Below are 17739 nucleotides of genomic sequence, written 5' to 3'. Positions count from 1 at the left end.
CGGTCGTGCGGGGAAGAAGCGGCCTTACCTGGGGTTGTCTCCCTGGTATTCGATGCGCAGGCAGCGCAGCAGCAGCTCGGCCGCCGGCCCCAGCGCCTCCACCGAGGGGGTGAGCAGGTAGGTGTAGAGATAGCGTTCGTTGCCGCCGGTGAGATCGAGCTGCACCAGCGAGCCCTCGGCGAGCTCCTCCTGCACCAGGTGGCGGGGCACCCAGGCGTAACCCATGCCAAGGCGCACCATGTTGAGCACCTCATGATAGTGGGTCGCCTTCCAGCCGGTGTCGTCCGCATCGTTCCAGTCCACCGAGCGGTGGATGGGGGGATGCAGGCTTATCTGGTTGTGGCTGGCCAGCACCTCGGCGGTGATGGGCTCTCCCTGCTCCGCAAGAGGGTGGCCCGCTGCGCACAGAGGAAGCAGACAGACTTCGTCCAGCGGCAGGCCGGTGCGATCTTGGGGCAGGTGCTCGGAGAGCATCAGATCTCCCGCCTGCAGCGCATTGAAGTGGCAGTGGATCCGCTCGTGCAGGTTGATGCGGCAACCGCGGCTGCGGGGATAGAAGTGGGCCAGCGCCCGGTAGAGGCGCTCCCGCGGCTGCACCACGGACACATAGAGGTTGATCTGCGGCTCCCACTGCCGCTCCAGGTTGTTGGCCAGGTTCTCCAGCTCTTCCACCTGCTGGCTGAGCTGGCGCGCCCGCTTGAGGAAGATCTCCCCCGCCGGCGTCAGCACCGCCTTGCGCCCCCGCACCTCCAGCAGGGCCACCCCCAGACTCTGTTGCAGCTTGGCAACCGCATGATTGAGGGAGGATTGGCTCTTGTTCAGCGCCTCGGCAGCCTGGGCATAACCGCCGCAGTCCACCACCGCCTGAAAGATCCGCCATTGCTCAAACGTGCTCTTGGGACGAAACATAGTGCAACCTGTCTGGGGCCGATGGGATTCAACAGGGCGCGCCTTGGCACCCCCTCTTCACTGTAATCCCATCTGGTTGATTTGTTGATTTATTTGGGCTGGGCCACGAAGGTCTTGCCGCTCTGGCCCTGACTGTCACGCCCCATCAGGTAGAGATAGAGGGGCATCAGATCGGCCGGGGTCTTGAGGGTTTGCGGATCTTCCGCCGGGAAGGCGCTGGCCCGCATCCTGGTGCGGGTGCCGCCCGGGTTCAGGGTGTTGACCCGCACCCTGGTGTTCTCCAGCTCGTCCGCCAGCACCTCCATCATGCCTTCGACGGCGAACTTGGAAATGGCATAGGTGCCCCAGTAGGCGCGCCCTTTGCGGCCCACGCTGGAGGAGGTGTAGACGATGGACGCCTCGCCGTGCTCCTTGGCGGTCTGGCGAATGAGGGGCAGCAGCGCCTGGGTCAGCAGGAATTCGGATTTGACGTTGACCTGCATCACCTCGTCCCACTCCTGTTCCTGAATGTGTTCGAACGGCGACAGGGTGCCGAGCAGCCCGGCGTTGAACAGCACGCCATCGAGGCGGCCGAACTGCTGGGCGAAGGTCTCCGCCATGCCGCGGTAGTGGGCGGCAGTAGCCCCTTTCAAGTCCACTGGTACGATGGCGGGCAGGGGGTGACCGGCCGCTTCAATCTGGTCGTAGACCGCCTCCAGCTTGGCACTGGTACGCCCGAGCAGGATCACGGTGGCACCGTGGGCCGCATAGGTGAGGGCCGCTTCGCGGCCGATGCCGTCACCGGCACCCGTCACCAGAATGACCTTGTCCTTGAGCAGATCACGGGGGGCCTGATAGTCGAGCATGTGGACTCCTGTTAACAATGCCTGGCGGCTTGGCGCAACGAATCGAGTGGGCAAGTGTACTGACCCGGCCCGGCAGTTGACCAGTATGAGACGGCAAAAATGTGAATAAAACAGGGCGATAGCGTCGATCCCTCCGTCCTTGGCACGGGAGATGGCAGAGTTTTTGCGCGAGGGGGGCAAACTCCTTACTATGTGAAAAAAACGGACATTGAGCGGAGCATCAAGTGGCATTTTTGACCGAATACGGCCTGTTTCTGGCCAAGACCCTCACCTTCTTGCTGGCCATCGGCGCCGTCATTCTGATGGTGGCGAGCAGCCGCCAGCCCAAATCCCGCAAGGGGGAACTGGTGGTGACCGATCTCTCCGGCGAGCTGGAGCAGGGGCGCCATCAACTGCAGGCAGCCCTGGCGGGCAAGGCCGAGCGCAAGCAGATGGAGAAGACCCGCAAGGCCGAGCACAAGGCCAAAGCCAAGGGGGAGGATGAGCGTAGCCGGCTGTTCGTCATCGACTTCAACGGCAGCATGGATGCCAAGGAAGTGGCCTCCCTGCGGGAAGAGGTGAGTGCCGTGATAGGCGTGGCCCGGCCCGGGGACGAAGTGCTGCTGCGTCTCGAATCCGGCGGCGGCGTGGTGCATGGTTACGGCCTGGCCGCCTCCCAGTTGCAGCGGCTGCGGGACAAGGACATCACGCTGACCGTGGCCATCGACAAGGTGGCGGCGAGCGGTGGCTACATGATGGCCTGCGTCGCGGACAAGATCCTGGCGGCGCCGTTCGCCATCGTCGGCTCCATCGGTGTCATTGCCCAGATGCCGAACTTCAACAAGCTGCTCAAGAAGCACGACATCGAATTCGAGATGCACACCGCAGGCCAGTACAAGCGCACCATCACCATGTTCGGCGAGAACGACGATCAGGGGCGGGAGAAGTTTCGCGAGGAGCTGGGGGCCATCCACGAACAGTTCAAGGCCTTCGTGGCCGAGCACAGACCCGGTCTCGACATCGACAAGGTGACCACCGGCGAGCATTGGCTGGCGAGCCAGGCCAAGCAGCTCGGACTGGTGGATGCGCTTTGCACCAGCGATGACTACCTGCTGGCCCAGGCCAGCCATCACAAGGTGGTCGGCATCCGCTACAGCAAACCCAGGAGCCTGACCCAGAAGCTTGGCAAGCAGGCGGCACTGGGGCTGGAGGCCGGCCTTGGCCGGCTGTGGCAGCAGAGCCCCTGGCGCTGAGAACCTGTTTCGAGCTTACTGCGAGGTCGTGATCAAGGCTCATGTGCTGCTCGGAATTCTCATGTGTATCTACACACTCCGGTTCCTGCGCTGCTCTTCACCTTGCTGACGATCTCTCGCTACAGCTCATGAACAGGTTTTATAGCTCAGTGCAAAGGACTAAAAAGAGAGCCGGGCATTGCCCGGCTCTCTTTTTTTATTGCGTCGGCTCTGCAGGCCGATGGCGCACCTCAGCGCTGGAAGGGGTAGACGGAGCCGAGTTTCAGGATCTGCGTCAGCTCGTCCAGGGCGGTGCGGGTCTCCAGCACCAGGGAGGGGTCCCGCAGATCGTCCAGCGCCAGGCTGTCGCGATAGTGCTTCTCGACCCACTGATCCAGGCGGGCAAACTGGTTGTCGGTGATGAGGCAGGCCGGGTTGACCGCGGCGAGCTCGGTGTCGTTCATGGCAACCCGCAGGCGCAGACAGGCGGGGCCGCCGCCGTTTCTCATGCTCTGCTTCACGTCCATGTAGTGGACGTCCTTGATGGGGGTGCCCAGGGTCACCAGCCTGGCCAGATAGGCGGACACCGCCGGGTTGTCGCGGCATTCGGTGGGGGCGATGATCGCCATCTCGCCGGATGGCAGGGTGAGGATCTGGGTGTTGAACAGGTAGGACTTCACCGCATCCTGCACCGACACCTCTGCAGTCGGCACCTCGATGAAATGCAGTTCCCCGTCGCCGAACTTGGTACGCACCTCGGCCAGCGCAGCCTCGGTATTGAGGAACGCCTGCTGGTGGAAGAAGAGCACGTTCTGGTTGCCCACCGCGATGACGTCGTTGTGGAACACCCCCTGATCGATCACGTCCGGGTTCTGCTGAATGAAGACCGCGCTCTCATCCCCAAGGCCATGCAGGCGGGCGATGGCCTGGCTCGCCTCCAGGGTCTGGCGGGCCGGATAGCGTTTGGGGGCGGGCTGGGAGACGTCGAAGGCGCTGCGGCCATAGACGAACAGCTCGACCCCCGCTTCGCCATAGGCGCGGCACAGCCGGGTGTGGTTGGCGGCGCCTTCGTCACCGAAGTGGTCGTTCTCAGGCAGATGCTGGTGGTGATAGAAGTGGCGATCGTTGTTGAACACGGCCCGCAGGATGCGCCCGGTCACCTCGGGCTCCAGGGAGCGGTGGAACTTGTTGGTCAGGTTGGCGGGGGTGAAGTGAATGCGGCCATCCTGGGTGTCGGCGCTCGGGGAGACGGTGGCGGCGTTGGCGGTCCACATGCTGGAGGCGGAGTAGCAGGCGGCCAGCACGGCGGGGGCCTGTCTGGCGGCCTGGGCCAGGACGCTGGCATCGTTGCCGGTGAAGCCCAGGCGGCGCAGGGTCGCGAGATCCGGTCTCTCCTGTGGCGCCAGCACGCCCTGCACCATGCCGAGGTCGGTCAGCGCCTTCATCTTGCGCAGCCCCTGCTTGGCCGCTTCCTTGGGGTTGGAGGCCTCTTTGGCGTTGCTCTGGGAGGCGACGTTGCCATAGGAGAGGCCGGCATAGTTGTGGGTGGGGCCGACCAGGCCGTCGAAGTTGACCTCGAAGTGCTTCATGATCACATCCTTTCGATTTTTATATGGGGAGCGGTTCCTTCCGCGCACAAAGCTGCGGTGTGCGGCCATTATAAAGAGATTTCATCCTTTGTAACAAGCTGATAACCAGAATGGGTTTTTATGTCACAAGGGTGGCTGGATATGTCATTTCCAATCTAAAAAAGGGGGGGATATAGCATAAAAACAAAAAAGCGGTTGCTTCCCGCGCCCCGGCTTCGCATTAATAAATAAAGAAGCAGGGCGGTTCGGGCTGTCGGGCAAATTGACCCGCAAGATTGCTTTTTCCCGTCAAATCTCTTATACAGCCCCACAAAACCGCACGCCAACCCCGTCGGGTGCAATGAGGATAATAGTTACAGCATGGGCAAATCACTGGTCATCGTGGAGTCTCCGGCCAAGGCCAAGACCATCAACAAATATTTGGGCAAGGACTACGTGGTGAAATCCAGCGTAGGCCACGTGCGCGATCTGCCGACCAGCGGCAGCGCCAGCACCGAGCCCAAAAAACCTGTCATTCGCGGCATCAAGCTCAGCGAATCCGAGAAGGCGGCCAAGGATCGCAACGCCCTGTTCTCAAGGATGGGCATCAACCCGACCGCAGGCTGGCAGGCCAACTACCAGATTTTGCCCGGCAAGGAAAAAGTGGTCAGCGAGTTGCAAAGTCTGGCCGCCAAGGCCGACACCATCTATCTCGCAACCGACTTGGATAGAGAGGGGGAAGCGATCGCCTGGCACCTGCGCGAGATCATCGGTGGCGACGACAGCCGCTACAAGCGCGTGGTGTTCAACGAGATCACCAAGAGCGCCATCCAGGAGGCGTTCGCCCAGCCGTCCGAGTTGAACATTCATCGCGTCAACGCCCAGCAGGCCCGTCGTTTCCTCGACCGGGTGGTGGGTTACATGGTCTCCCCGCTCTTGTGGAAGAAGCTGGCCCGCGGCCTCTCCGCCGGTCGGGTGCAATCCGTCGCGGTGCGCCTCATCGTCGACAAGGAGCGCGAGATCAAGGCGTTCGTGCCGGTGGAGTTCTGGGATCTCAACGTCGACCTGCTCACCGCCGAGAAGAGCGAGCTGCGCATGGAGGTGGTCAGCCGCAACGGTGCCGACTTCAAGCCGGTGACCCAGGCCGAGACCTTCGCCGCCGTGGCGGCCCTGGAAGGGGTCGACTACAAGGTGGTCAACCGGGAAGACAAGCCGACCGGCTCCAAGCCGTCCGCTCCCTTCATCACGTCCACCCTGCAGCAGGCCGCTTCTACCCGTCTGAGCTTCGGGGTCAAGAAGACCATGATGATGGCCCAGCGTCTCTATGAAGCGGGTTACATCACCTATATGCGTACCGACTCCACCAACCTCAGCAAAGAGGCGGTGGACGCGGTGCGGGAATACATCGGCGAGCAGTATGGTGCCGCCTACCTGCCGAGCGAGCCGAACCTCTACGGCGCCAAGGCCAATGCCCAGGAGGCCCACGAGGCGATCCGCCCCTCCAGTGTCCAGGTGACCGCCGAGATGCTGGAAGGGATGGAGCCCGATGCCATGCGGCTCTATGACCTCATCTGGCGCCAGTTTGTCGCCTGCCAGATGACCCCGGCCCAGTACGACTCCTCCACCCTGACCGTCAAGGCAGGGGAGTTCGAGCTCAAGGCGCGCGGTCGCACCCTGCGCTTCGCCGGCTGGACCAAGGCCCTGCCGCCCATGGGCCGCAAGGGTGAAGACAGCCAGCTGCCGGCGGTGACCGTCGGTGAGGTGCTGAAACTGGTCAAGCTGGATCCGCGCCAGCACTTCACCAAGCCGCCCGCCCGCTTCACCGAAGCGGCCCTGGTGCGCGAGCTGGAAAAGCGCGGTATCGGCCGTCCGTCCACTTACGCCTCCATCATCTCCACCATCGTCGACCGTGGGTATGTGCGGGTCGAGAGCCGCCGCTTCTTCGCCGAGAAGATGGGGGAGATCGTCACCGACCGCCTGGTGGAGAACTTCGTCGAGCTGATGAACTACGAGTTCACCGCCAAGATGGAAGACAAGCTCGACGGCATCGCCGAGGGGAGCCTGGAGTGGAAGAAGGTGCTCGACGCCTTCTACGCCGAGTTCACCCAGGAGCTGGAGCAGGCCGACAAGCCCCACGAAGAGGGGGGCATGCGTGCCAACCAGATGGTGCTGACCGACATCGACTGCCCGGATTGTGGCCGCAAGATGGGTATCCGTACCGCCACCACCGGCGTCTTCCTCGGCTGCTCCGGCTATGCCCTGCCGCCCAAGGAGCGCTGCAAGAAGACCATCAACCTGGTCAGTGCGGACGAGTTCGTCTCCGCCACCGACGGGGACGAGGCGGAAACCGATGCTCTGCGTGCAAAGCATCGCTGCGGGATCTGCGGCACCGCCATGGACGCCTACATCATCGACGACAGCCGCAAGCTGCACGTCTGCGGTCGCAACCCGGATTGCGATGGCTACGAGGTGGAGCAGGGGCAGTTCAAGCTCAAGGGCTACGAAGGGCCGAGCATAGAGTGCGATCGCTGCGGCTCCGAGATGCAGCTCAAGAACGGCCGCTTCGGCAAATACATGGGTTGCACCAACGAGAGCTGCAAGAACACCCGCAAGATCCTGAAAAATGGCGACATTGCACCGCCGAAAGAGGATCCGGTACCCCTGCCCGAGCTGAAATGCACCCAGTCCGACGCCCACTTCGTGCTGCGGGACGGCGCTGCCGGTCTCTTCCTGGCCGCCAGCAACTTCCCCAAATCCCGCGAGACCCGTGCGCCCCTGGTGGAGGAGCTCAAGCGCTTCCGTGATCGCCTCTCCCCCAAGCACCAGTACCTGGCGGATGCCCCGGCGTCAGATCCTGACGGAAACGCCTCCGTGGTGCGCTTCAGCCGCAAGACCAAGGAGCAGTACGTGATGACCGAGGTCAACGGCAAGGCGACCGGCTGGACAGCCCATTACGACAACGGAAAATGGCAGGAGAGCCTGCCCAAGGCGAAGAAAGCCTGATGGCGACGCCGCTCACAGCATGATGAAAGAGGCCCCTTGCGAGGGGCTTCTTTGTTGGTGGATGGCGATATACTGGAATGGCTGCATGGATGGCAGCGCAAGACAGGGAGTTGTCATGGAGATACATGAAATACAGCCGGGCATGACCTGCCTGACCCGTGAAGGAACCGCCTATGTGCTGGAGGTGGACAGACAGAGTCTGCTGGTGCTCTTGCAACGGGAGGATGAGACCATCCCGGTACAGGTGCGCAGCGATGACATTCTGGGGCCCATTGCCGGCGACTAGGGAAGAGAACGCGACGGAGGGCGACCACAGAGGCCCTCCCTTTGTTGCAAGAGCCCCCATCCCTTCGGGGCGTGCCAGCCTCGTCAGAAGGGAACCAGAAAGAGCAGCTCGGCCAGGTCGGGCTGCCACTGCCACTCCCGCATCCTGACCCGCCCGCCAATCACGGGCACCCCCTCCTCCTGCAGCAGCCCCGCTTGCTTATCAAAGCCTGCGGATCCTTTTGGCAGCGAAATGGTGCCTGCCGCCCCCAGCACCCGATGCCAGGGCAGCACCTTGTCGGTTTCCCGCAACACCTTGCCCACCAGTCGTGCTCGTCCGGGCAGGCCCGCGAGATCCGCCACCTGGCCGTAGCTCACCACGCGGCCGGGGGGGATCAGGGCCAGGATCGCCTCGATGCGGGCCGTCTTGTCCAGGGGGGGCGCTTTCGTTCTCATGATGATGGCTCGTCAAAAACAGCAGAAGCGCCATTGTGGCGCTTCTGTCATGGGGCTTGCAATCTGTCAGCCGAAGGTCTGGCTCAGTCCCCTGAGCTCGCGGGCCCGCCTGAGCAGCTCCTGGCTGGAGTCGTCCACCGCCTGGATCTTCTGGCTGTTGGCGCGGGAGTATTCGGAGATCTGGTGGATGTTGCGGCTGATCTCCTCCACCACCACCTGCTGCTGCTCCGCGGCGGCGGCGATCTGGGTGGAGAATTCGGTCACCTGATCGATTTCCCCCAGCACCAGGTGCAGGTTGCCTGATCCCTGGCGGGTCATCTCGACACATTCCCGGGTCTGGGCCAGGTTGTCCTGCATCATGCCCTGCCAGCGCTCCAGGGTGTGCTGGATCTGGCTGATGCTGCCCTGGATCTGCTCGGTCGCCTTGTGGGTACGGGTCGACAGGGTGCGCACCTCGTCCGCCACCACCGCAAAGCCGCGCCCCTGCTCGCCGGCACGGGCGGCCTCGATGGCGGCGTTGAGGGCCAGCAGGTTGGTCTGCTCGGCGATGCCCTGGATTTCACCCATCACGCTGCCAATGCGCTCCGACTCGCTGGCGAGCTCCACCGCGGAGTGGAAGGCCTGCTCCGCCTGGCTGGCCAGCCTGGTCATCTGCTGCTGGGTCTGATCCAGCTGTTCCACCGTGCTCTGGCAACTGCTGCGTGCCTCGGTCACCTGGCCGTTAGTGTCCTGAATATTGCGGGCAATCTCGTGTGCGGTGCTGGCCATCTGGGTCATGGCGGCCGCCATCTGCTGGGTCTGGGCATCTTGCTCGTTGATGTCGAGGAAGGCGCGGTGTGAGGAGTCCTGCAGATCGGTTGCCAGGGCCTGAAGCGGATGGGTGGCATCGTCGACCCGCCCCAGCACGGTGCGGATCCGGGCCTGCAGCATCTTCAGGTGAAAATCGGCGATGGCACCCGGTGCATCCCCCGAATAGACCAGCCGGGTCAGGCTGTCATATTGTTGACCGAGCTGCCTGAGATAGCGGGGCAAGGCGATGAGCTCGCGCCAGTAGGCGCCCGCAATGGCGAGGGGGGGAAGCAGCATCAGCAGCGCGGTGAGGGGGCCCTGGGTGAGGGCGGCCCAGACCAGCAGCGCCAACAGCGGCAGGCCGAGCATCAGCGGCCTGAAACGGCGCAGCGAGGGGCGGGCCGGGGTGCCCCGTTGCTCGGCCGAAAGCAGGGCCCGATAGGCCTGGGCGGCAGCCTGCTTGAGCTGGGGGTCGGGCTTGCAGCGCACCGACTGGTAGCCGCTTATCTTGCCGTGCTCGTAGATGGGGGTGACGTAGGCGTCGACCCAGTAATAGCGGCCATCCTTGCAGCGGTTTTTCACCACTCCCCGCCAGGGGTTGCCCTCCTTGAGGCGATCCCAGAGGTCGGCGAAGGCGGCCTTGGGCATGTCGGGGTGGCGAACCAGGTTGTGGTTGTGGCCGACCAGTTCATCGACCTGGTAACCGGCGATGCGGCAGAAGGCGGGGTTGGCGTAGGTAATGACGCCGCGCAGATCCGTGGTGGAAACGAGTTGCACGTCGGCGGGAAATTCCACTTCACTGTCCACGACCTGGGCGTGTTTGCGGGCCATAAGGGTAAGCTCCGATCTGTTTGCTGATTGTTATTGTGGCGGAACCGCAGGGAGGTGCATCCCCTGTCTGGTTTCATCGGGGGCCTTATTTTGCCAACAAAGGCAGATGAAAAGTAGGGGCTAGGTTGGGTTTTTGTTGTCGATGGGTAAAAAAACGGCGACCAAAAGGTCGCCGAAAAGAAAAAGATAACACTACCTCTGTGGCACCCGGTAACGCACTTGCAACTGGTCGAGGATGTGCAGCTGGCCGGGCAGACGGGCGACGAAGTGCTCCCACACCTTGCGGGCGGGAGTGCTCCAGGCCACCTCTGCCGTGGCCAGCATGCGCGGGAACAACATGTAGTCGAGACGATCGCGAGAGGTGATCAGTTCCGACCACAAGGGGCTCAGCACCCCCAGGATGTTATCGTTGGCATGGAAATCGGCCGGGGCAGGATCGCATGTATGCACCTGCGCCAGGTTGAGGGTACCTGCCCAGTAGAGTCCCGGCTCGTGGATGTCCTGACTCCAGGCGAGATCCAGATAGAGGTGCTGGGCAGGCGCCATCACCACGGGGTAACCGGATGCGGCGGCATCCAGGCCGGCCTGGAAGCTGGTCCAGGCGAAGACGGTGGCCTCCCGGCTCACCTTGTCACCGTGCAGTATCTCCTCCCACCCCAGCATCTGCTTGCCCTTGCTGGCCAGGTACTGCTGGCAGTGGCGCAGCAGGTGCCCCTGCAGCTCGCGGCAATCCTGATACCCCTGCTCGGCCATCAGCTGCTGGCAGGCGGGACTGTCGGTCCAGACGCCGGTGGGCACTTCGTCCCCCCCCATGTGAACCTGACTCCCGGGGAAGAGATCGCACACCTCGTCCATCACGGCGTCCAGGAATCGATAGGTGCCGGGCAGGGCCGGGTTCAGCACGTTGTCGTCGAAATATTGCACCGAGAGGTAGCGGGAGCGGTCTGCCTCTTCCACCAGCAGCTCGGGCAGCGCCTTGATGGCGGCGTGACAGTGCCCCGGGATGTCAATTTCCGGAATGATGGTGATGCCAAGCCCGGCGGCGTAGGCGACCAGCTCGCGCACCTCGCTCTGGGTGTAGTAACCGCCATAAGGGTCGGGGCCGCCGCTCAGCTGGGGCCCCACCGCCAGTCCATGGCCGCGCCAGGCTCCCACGGCGGTCAGCTGGGGGAAGGCCTTGATCTCCAGGCGCCACCCCTCGTCATCGGTCAGGTGCCAGTGGAAGCGGTTGAACTTGTAGAGGCTCATCTGCTTGAGCAGGCGCTTGAGGGTGGCGATGGAGTGGAAGTGGCGGGCACAGTCGAGGAAGATGCCGCGAAAACCGAAGCGCGGTGCATCCCGCACCGTCAGGCAGGGCAAGCTCTCTCCGTGTTGCAGCGCCCACTGGGCCAGGCTCACCAGCCCGTGGCGCCAGCCCGCCTCGCCGGCGGCCCGGATGACGATCTCCTCAGGGGTGATGGTGAGCTCATACCCCTCGGGGGGAAGTGTCGCCTCGACGAGGTGGATCTCCGCATCGTGATCCTGGGTCAGGGCCAGGCCTGTCAGCTCGTTGAAATGGGCTAGCAGGGAGGCGAGGGGAACGGGGCCGTCGACGTGGGCCCGCTCGGCCAGCCGGAAGTTGCCTTCTGTATAAATCAGGTGGGCGGGTTGGGGCACGAGGCCGTTGACGGCCTCCACCTGTGGCAGATCGGGTCCCGGGGAAGGCGGGTTGGTCAGGCCAAGGTCTTCCCCCTTCAGCACCAGGGGTTGCAGCTGCCCCTTGCTCTCCAGGCTCAGGAAGAAACCCTTGGGCATATCGGAATCATGCTTGAGCGGGGTGTTGCGACAGCAGAAGCGCAACTCGCTCCCCCCCTCATGGGGCACCATTACCTTGTAACTGCCGCTCTGGCGCTCCAGGGAGCCCCCTTCGATCGAGTGGGGATCGATCTGGCGGGCGAGGCAGAAGTGGAGTTTCCAGGGGGCTGCTGGCAGTTGGCTCAGGGTGAAGCGAAACCAGACATCGTCACCGTCACGGTGATCGACCCGGGTGTGGATCAGGGGTGCGGACATGGGAATTCCTCTGATGGGGTGAAGGAAACGGGAGCCTGTCCCGCAGGTGTTGTCGGCCCGGCAAGGCTCAGGGATGCAGACATGGCAGCGCCTCCGTCCTGGCAAACAGGATGGCCCCCTCCAGCGCGTCGCGCTTGGGGGCGACCAGATGGAAGTGGCCCAGACGGGGGGTGAGGCGCGTGCCGATGCCGCCCAGCAGGGCGATCCGGTCTGCCCCGAGCTGGGTCATGCCCTCCAGCAGCATGCCGAGCTGGGCACAGGTCTCATCCAGCAGGGCGGTGGCGAGATCGTCCCCGTCGCTCGCGGCATCGAACACCCAGGGGGCGAAGCGGCCATAGTCGGCCGGGATGGCGCGCGCAGCCCAGCGCACCACCTCGGCCTGATCCCGCTTGAAGTGATCCATCAGGCGCACCGCCAGGGTGCTGGGGGGCAGGATGCCGTCGTGGCAGAGCAGGGATTGCTGGATGGCGCGCAGCCCGAGCCAGGCGCCGCTGCCGAGATCCGAGACGGGGAATCCGCGACCCGAGCAGGTGCGAAGGCGTCCCTCCCGGTAGATGAGCCCCGCCGAGCCGGTGCCCGCGATCAGGATGGCCCCCTCCTGGCCGTCGAAGGCGCCGAGGCAGGCACCAAAGGCATCGGAGGTGAGCTTCACCCGCGCAAACGGGAAGGGCATGGTCAGCATGGCGTGGTAGCAGTCGGCGAGCTCGGCGGAGGCGAGTGCGAGCCCGACTCCCATCCGCTGTTCGCTCTCCCTGGGCAGACCCGCGTCGATGCGGGCCTGATCGATGGCAGCCAGTACATGGCCGTGGGCGAGGGCGATGCCCAGCTCCAGATTGGAGCCGGCGGCGCGCCCCTCGCCGAGCAGCTTGCCTGCGTTGTTGCGAATGCGGGCCCGGGTGTGGGTGCCGCCGCCGTCCACCCCGACCCAGAATTCAATCATGGGGGCCTCCCTGCGCGCTTTGCCAGGTGATGGCCAGGGTAAACCTGGCTGGCGGTATGGAGGATCCAGGGCTCTCCCCGGTGCGAGTGATGTGTGAACCGCTCTCAATCATGGTGGCCTCCTTGTGCGCTCTGCCAAGTGATGGCCAGGGCGAACCAGGCGGCGTGCGGGATCCATTGCTCCCCCCAGCGCCAGTTCTGATCCAGCCGATCCTTGTACGCCTCTGGAATAAAGGCCACGTCATTTTCGTCATCGAAGCCGGCGGTGATGCCGTTGCAGATCCCCCCCTGCGCATTGGGGTAGCCGGCGGTGTATTCCGGGTTGTTGATGCCCTGACCCGCCAGCATGCAGGCGTTGAAGGGGTTTCTCCCCAGGATCCAGTCGAGCTGCTGCTGGCCGAAGGTGCGCAGCAGTGCGCTCTGCCCGGGCAGGTGCTGCGCGGCAGCAAACGCCATGGTGGCGAGCGATGCCAGCCGGGCGTTCTCCCCCTGCCACCAGTAACCCGACTCGTTGTGATGGGGCATGAAAAAGCTCACCCGGGGCGCCTCATCGACCCCTTTCACATACTGGCGGGCGAGGGCGAACGGGTTGCCTGCCCGGGCCGCGAGGGCCAGCTCGGTCGCCAGGGCCTGCTCGGCGACGGTCCGGGCCGCCCACTGGCGCGCCGGATCCGGCTCGATGGCGAGATACTCCAGCAGCGCCAGTACCGGCAGGCCCGCCTCGGCGGCGTGGTAGTAGGGGCGAGAGCCATCGTCGTTGGCGGCCCAATGGTGGACGAGATCGGGATGGGCGCGCTGGCGGGCGCACAGCCGGCCAGCCCGATCCCGCGCCTCGGCGAGCCACTCGGCGCCCAGCGTTCTGGTGAGCTCGACCGCCGCCAGCAGGGCGCAGTAGTCGTCGATGATGTTCTCGACCCCGTCATCCAGGTAGGCGAGGTTGTGCTCGCGCAGGTGCAGGTAGCCGCGTCTGGCCGCGTCGGCGTACTGGCTTGTGTCAAGGTCGCCGCCAATCGGTTCCCGGGCGGCGCGGGCCAGGGCGGCGATGGCCATGCCGCCCCCCTGGCGAAAACCCGCCTGCCAGCGGGCGGACTTGATCCCCTGCTGGGTCGAATAGGCGCACAGCTCCCGCTGCTCGGGATCCTTGCTCCACTTGTCGAACAGGGTCATGTAGAAAAAGCCGCTCTCGTCCTGCATCCGGCAGAGAAAATCCGCCCCGTGCAGCCCCTCGTCATTGAGCCGTTTACACAGGTTCATCCCGTCGATATCGCGACGTGTCGCCAGGAGTTCCCGGCACTTGAGCAGGGACCAGACCACCATGGGGGTCTGCTGGGGATTGAGGTAGTTGGCGTAGGAGAGGTGACTCAGGTACTTGCTCATGTCGCCGCTGGCGTCGAACCAGCCGCCATGTACGTCCCGGCGCTGATCGGTGCCAAAGAGGCGTGCCCTGCGGTCCGCCCGGTCGAAGGTGCCGCTGGCGCGTTGTCCCTTGAAGTAGTGGATGACATCGGAGAGGCAGCGGCGCGCCAGCAGCCCCCGGTCGATGGCAAAGGGGGTGGAGCGCACCAGGCGCTCCTGCGCTTCCGTGGTCACGACGGCCTCCAGCCGGTAGTGGCCGGGCTCGGTGAAGGCGGAGAAATCGGCCCGCCAGTAGTGGCGCCCCTGCCAGCCGGGGACGCATCCCGCCGCCACCAGCGGCGTCTCCAGCAAAAGGTGGTCGTCCTGCTGGCGCAGCAACCTGACGTGGCCGCGGATATCGAGGTCGGCGCCGCACTGCAGCAGGGCGCTCTTCTCCCCGTGACATTCGTAACCCACCTGGTTGATCAAAAGTTCCATCAAGGTCTTACTCCGAAGGCTCGCCCCTGGCGGGCGAGGCTCATTGCGGGGCCTTGCGGCCCCGACGCGAGGCATGGCCGGGCGACGGCGCCCGGCCGCGGGCCTGCTTACCCCTGTTCGTGGAGGTAGCAGCGCACGAAGTGGTTGTCGGCGAGCCGGGTCACCGGGGGCAGGCTCTCCTTGCAGCGGGCCATGGCCTGATGGCAGCGCCCGGCAAAGGGACAGCCACGGGATTCCGGGGTCCAGAGCGGGATCTCCCCCTTGCGGCCTCCCTCCAGCTCGGCGTGGATGCTCTTCTCGGGATCCGGCACCGCCGAGATGAGCAACTGGGTGTAGGGGTGCTGGGGGTGGTGCAGGATCTCGTCCACCTCTCCCCACTCCACCATGTGACCCACGTACATCACCGCCAGATCTTCCGCCACGTAGCGGGCGGTGGCGATGTCGTGGGTGATGTAGAGCATGGAGACGCCGAGCTCGTTCTTCATCTGCTCCATCAGGTTGAGGATGCCGATGCGAATGGAGACGTCGAGCATGGAGGTGGGCTCGTCCGCCAGCACCACTTCCGCCTCCACCGCCAGGTTGCGGGCGATGTTGACCCGCTGGCGCTGGCCGCCGGAGAGCTGGTGCGGGTACTTGGCCGCGGTCGCCTTGGCGGGAGTCAGTCCCACCTTTTCAAGGAGGCCATAGACCATGTCGGGCAGATCCCGCTTGTCGCTCACCTTGCTGTGCAGCAGCAGGGGGCGGGCGATGTGGTGGTAAATGGTGTGGGTCGGATTCAGTGCACCGAACGGATCCTGCCACACCATCTGTACGCTCTGGCGATAGTCCAGCAGGGCGGTGCCCTTGTTGAACTCCTCCAGATCCCGGCCACGGTAGAGGATGCGGCCGTTGGAGAGCTTGTACATCTTGGCGATGATCTTGGCGATGGTGCTCTTGCCGGAGCCGGATTCCCCCACCACTGCCAGGGCGCGGCCCCGGTGCAGGTTGAAGGTGATGTCGGACAGCGCCCGCATCTTGCCGCTCTTGATGGCGTTGGAGTTGACGGCGAAGTCCTTGTAGAGGTGCTGGACCTCGATGATGGGCGCGTCGGTTTGGGCGATTTGCATGACAGACATCCTTAACAGCCAGCGGCCTTGTCCAGATGGATCGGAAGATCCGGTTGTTCCTCTGCTGCCTCATGAAGGTGACAGGCAGCCTGTTGGCCGGGCCGGATCTCGGCCAGCCGGGTGTATTCCTGGCGGCAGCGCTCATGCACCTTGGCGCAGCGTGCCTGGAAGCGGCAGCCCACCGGCACCTCCAGCAGATTGAGTGGGCTGCCAGGGATCCCCTCCAGCACGGTCTTGGGCCCGTGCAGGGGCGGGAAGGAGTTGCCAAGGCCCCGGGTGTAGGGGTGCAGGGGCGCGGTCAGGATCGCTTTGGCCGGCGCCACCTCCACCAGTTCCCCCGCGTACATGATGCCGATGCGATCGCAAAATTCGACCATCAAGGAGAGGTCATGGGTAATGAAGAGGATGGAGAAGTTGAACTTCTCTTTCAGTGCATAGACCTTCTGCAGGATCTCCCGCTGCACCACCACATCGAGCGCCGTGGTGGGTTCGTCCATGATGAGCAGCTCGGGGTTGAGGGCCATGGCGATGGCGATCACCAGCCGCTGGCGCATGCCGCCGGAGAACTGGTGCGGGTAGTCCTTGAGCCGGCTCGGGTGGATGTCGACGATCTCCAGCAGCTCCTGGGCGCGCTTGATCGCCTCATAGCGGGTCATGCCGGGGTTGTGGGCCAAGAGCACGTCGCAGAACTGCTCCTCCATGCGCAGCACGGGGTTGAGCGCATTCATGGCGGACTGGAACACCACGCTCGCCTGGCGCCAGCGGTAGCTGCGCAGTCGTTCGTCGTCGAAGGCGAGGATGTTCTCTCCCTTGAACAGGATCTCGCCGCCGCTGATGTAGGCGGGCGGCTTGTGCAGCCTGGCCACCGAGAAGGCGACCGTGGACTTGCCGCAGCCGGACTCGCCGGCGAGGCCGAACACCTCACCCGGCATGATGTCAAAACTGACCGAATTGACGGCGCGCACGTCGCCGCTCTCGGTGATGTAGTCGACGCAGAGCTGGCGCACCGACAGCAGGGGTTGTTGCGGCTTCATGCTGTCTTCTCCTGAGCAGTGATGGGAGTGGCAAGCTGCTTCCAGCGGCGCAGGCCCTTGTGGGAACGAAGCTGCGGGTTGGCGATTTCGTCGATGGCGAAGTTGAGCATGGCGAGGCCCGCCCCCAGGGTGGCGATGGCGAAGCAGGGGGCCAGGATCTCCCACCAGGCGCCCACCAGGATGGCGCTCGAGGTCTGGGCGTTGTAGAGCATGATGCCCCAGCTGACCACGGTCGGATCGCCGAGGCCCAGGAACTCCAGGGTCGCCTCGGTGACGATGGCGTAGATGATGGACCCGATGAAGCTCACCCCGATGATGGAGATGAGGTTCGGCAGTATCTCCACCAGGATGATGCGCCAGGCCGGTTCACCCAGCACTTCGGCGGCGATGACGAACTCCTTCTCCCGCAGGGCCAGGGTCTGGGCGCGGATGACCCGGGCACCATAGGCCCAGGAGGTCAACCCTATGATGAGGGCGATCACCATGGGGGAGGCCTCTCCGATGAAGCTTGCCAGCACCAGCAACAGGGGGAGGTTCGGGATCACCAGCACCACGTTCATCAGGAAGGTGAGGCACTCGTCCACCACGCCGCCGAAGTAGCCGGCGGTGATGCCCACCGTGATGGCCAGGGCGCACACCAGCAGGCCTGCCCCGAAGCCCACCATCAGGGAGATGCGGGCGCCGTTGGTGAACTGGGCCCAGAGATCGTGGCCCATGCGGTTGGAACCCATCACCAGCTCCACGCTGGGGGGCTGGTGGGGGCGGGCGACCCGCTTGGTGGGTTCGTTGCTGGCGAGCAGCGGGGCGAACAGGGCCATCAGCACGAAGGTGACCACGATGGCGAGGCCGAAGGCGGCCTTCTTGTTGCCCAGCAGGATTTTCAAGATAGTCGGCATACGCAT

The 17739-nt window shown here is 64.4% G+C and carries 14 protein-coding genes; 3 read left to right on the top strand and 11 right to left on the bottom strand.

The features are described 5' to 3' along the window. Positions 1–24: 24 nt before the first annotated feature. Complete coding sequence (locus AB5Y54_RS13745; RefSeq protein WP_042015608.1) at positions 25–909, bottom strand: LysR family transcriptional regulator; 885 nt, start codon at positions 907–909, stop codon at positions 25–27. Between the two features lie 89 nt (positions 910–998). Then, on the bottom strand, positions 999–1754 hold the full coding sequence (locus AB5Y54_RS13740) for a YciK family oxidoreductase (RefSeq protein ID WP_039040520.1): 756 nt from the start codon (positions 1752–1754) through the stop codon (positions 999–1001). Between the two features lie 224 nt (positions 1755–1978). Here AB5Y54_RS13740 and sohB point away from each other — a divergent pair, with 224 nt between their 5' ends. Further along, a complete protein-coding gene (sohB, locus tag AB5Y54_RS13735) occupies positions 1979–2986 on the top strand; it encodes a protease SohB (protein ID WP_151027462.1) in 1008 nt (335 codons plus the stop codon). Between the two features lie 230 nt (positions 2987–3216). On the opposite strand, the gene astB is transcribed toward sohB, so the two are convergent. Further along, positions 3217–4554, bottom strand: coding sequence for an N-succinylarginine dihydrolase (gene astB / locus AB5Y54_RS13730; RefSeq protein WP_324034091.1), 1338 nt, complete (start codon positions 4552–4554; stop codon positions 3217–3219). Between the two features lie 360 nt (positions 4555–4914). On the opposite strand from astB, the gene topA reads away from it, so the two are divergent. Then, on the top strand, positions 4915–7536 hold the full coding sequence (gene topA / locus AB5Y54_RS13725; protein WP_368153916.1) for a type I DNA topoisomerase: 2622 nt from the start codon (positions 4915–4917) through the stop codon (positions 7534–7536). A 115-nt stretch (positions 7537–7651) separates the two neighbouring features. Next, on the top strand, positions 7652–7822 hold the full coding sequence (locus AB5Y54_RS13720; protein ID WP_174213896.1) for a hypothetical protein: 171 nt from the start codon (positions 7652–7654) through the stop codon (positions 7820–7822). Between the two features lie 83 nt (positions 7823–7905). Here the strand turns inward: AB5Y54_RS13720 and AB5Y54_RS13715 are convergent, their stop codons facing one another. From AB5Y54_RS13715 to AB5Y54_RS13680, 8 genes are all read right to left on the bottom strand, one after another. Continuing rightward, positions 7906–8256, bottom strand: coding sequence for an MGMT family protein (locus AB5Y54_RS13715; protein ID WP_052814358.1), 351 nt, complete (start codon positions 8254–8256; stop codon positions 7906–7908). A gap of 66 nt (positions 8257–8322) precedes the next feature. Next, positions 8323–9876: a PAS domain-containing methyl-accepting chemotaxis protein gene (locus tag AB5Y54_RS13710; protein ID WP_041212609.1), complete on the bottom strand. Its 1554-nt coding sequence runs from the start codon at positions 9874–9876 to the stop codon at positions 8323–8325. 192 nt (positions 9877–10068) lie between these two features. Continuing rightward, positions 10069–11925, bottom strand: a complete 1857-nt coding sequence (locus AB5Y54_RS13705) for a beta-N-acetylhexosaminidase (protein ID WP_368153915.1) — start codon at positions 11923–11925, stop codon at positions 10069–10071. A gap of 67 nt (positions 11926–11992) precedes the next feature. Next, positions 11993–12865 (bottom strand): BadF/BadG/BcrA/BcrD ATPase family protein, encoded by an 873-nt coding sequence (locus AB5Y54_RS13700; RefSeq protein ID WP_368153914.1) that lies wholly within the window; start codon positions 12863–12865, stop codon positions 11993–11995. A gap of 104 nt (positions 12866–12969) precedes the next feature. After that, on the bottom strand, positions 12970–14697 hold the full coding sequence (locus AB5Y54_RS13695; RefSeq protein ID WP_368153913.1) for a glycoside hydrolase family 9 protein: 1728 nt from the start codon (positions 14695–14697) through the stop codon (positions 12970–12972). A gap of 107 nt (positions 14698–14804) precedes the next feature. Next, positions 14805–15803, bottom strand: a complete 999-nt coding sequence (locus AB5Y54_RS13690; protein ID WP_368153912.1) for an ABC transporter ATP-binding protein — start codon at positions 15801–15803, stop codon at positions 14805–14807. Positions 15804–15814: 11 nt separating this feature from the next. Then, the gene (locus tag AB5Y54_RS13685; protein ID WP_368153911.1) at positions 15815–16837 is read right to left on the bottom strand and encodes an ABC transporter ATP-binding protein; all 1023 of its coding nucleotides are present in this window, start codon (positions 16835–16837) and stop codon (positions 15815–15817) included. Further along, positions 16834–17739, bottom strand: a complete 906-nt coding sequence (locus AB5Y54_RS13680) for an ABC transporter permease (RefSeq protein ID WP_010673904.1) — start codon at positions 17737–17739, stop codon at positions 16834–16836. Before AB5Y54_RS13680 ends, AB5Y54_RS13685 begins: the two co-directional genes overlap by 4 nt.

It is taken from the genome of Aeromonas sp. s9 (assembly GCF_040907765.1).
In the GTDB taxonomy this organism is placed as follows: domain Bacteria; phylum Pseudomonadota; class Gammaproteobacteria; order Enterobacterales; family Aeromonadaceae; genus Aeromonas; species Aeromonas caviae.
The sequence above is the reverse complement of the archived record's forward strand: the minus strand, read 5'-3'. Positions and strand labels throughout refer to the sequence as shown.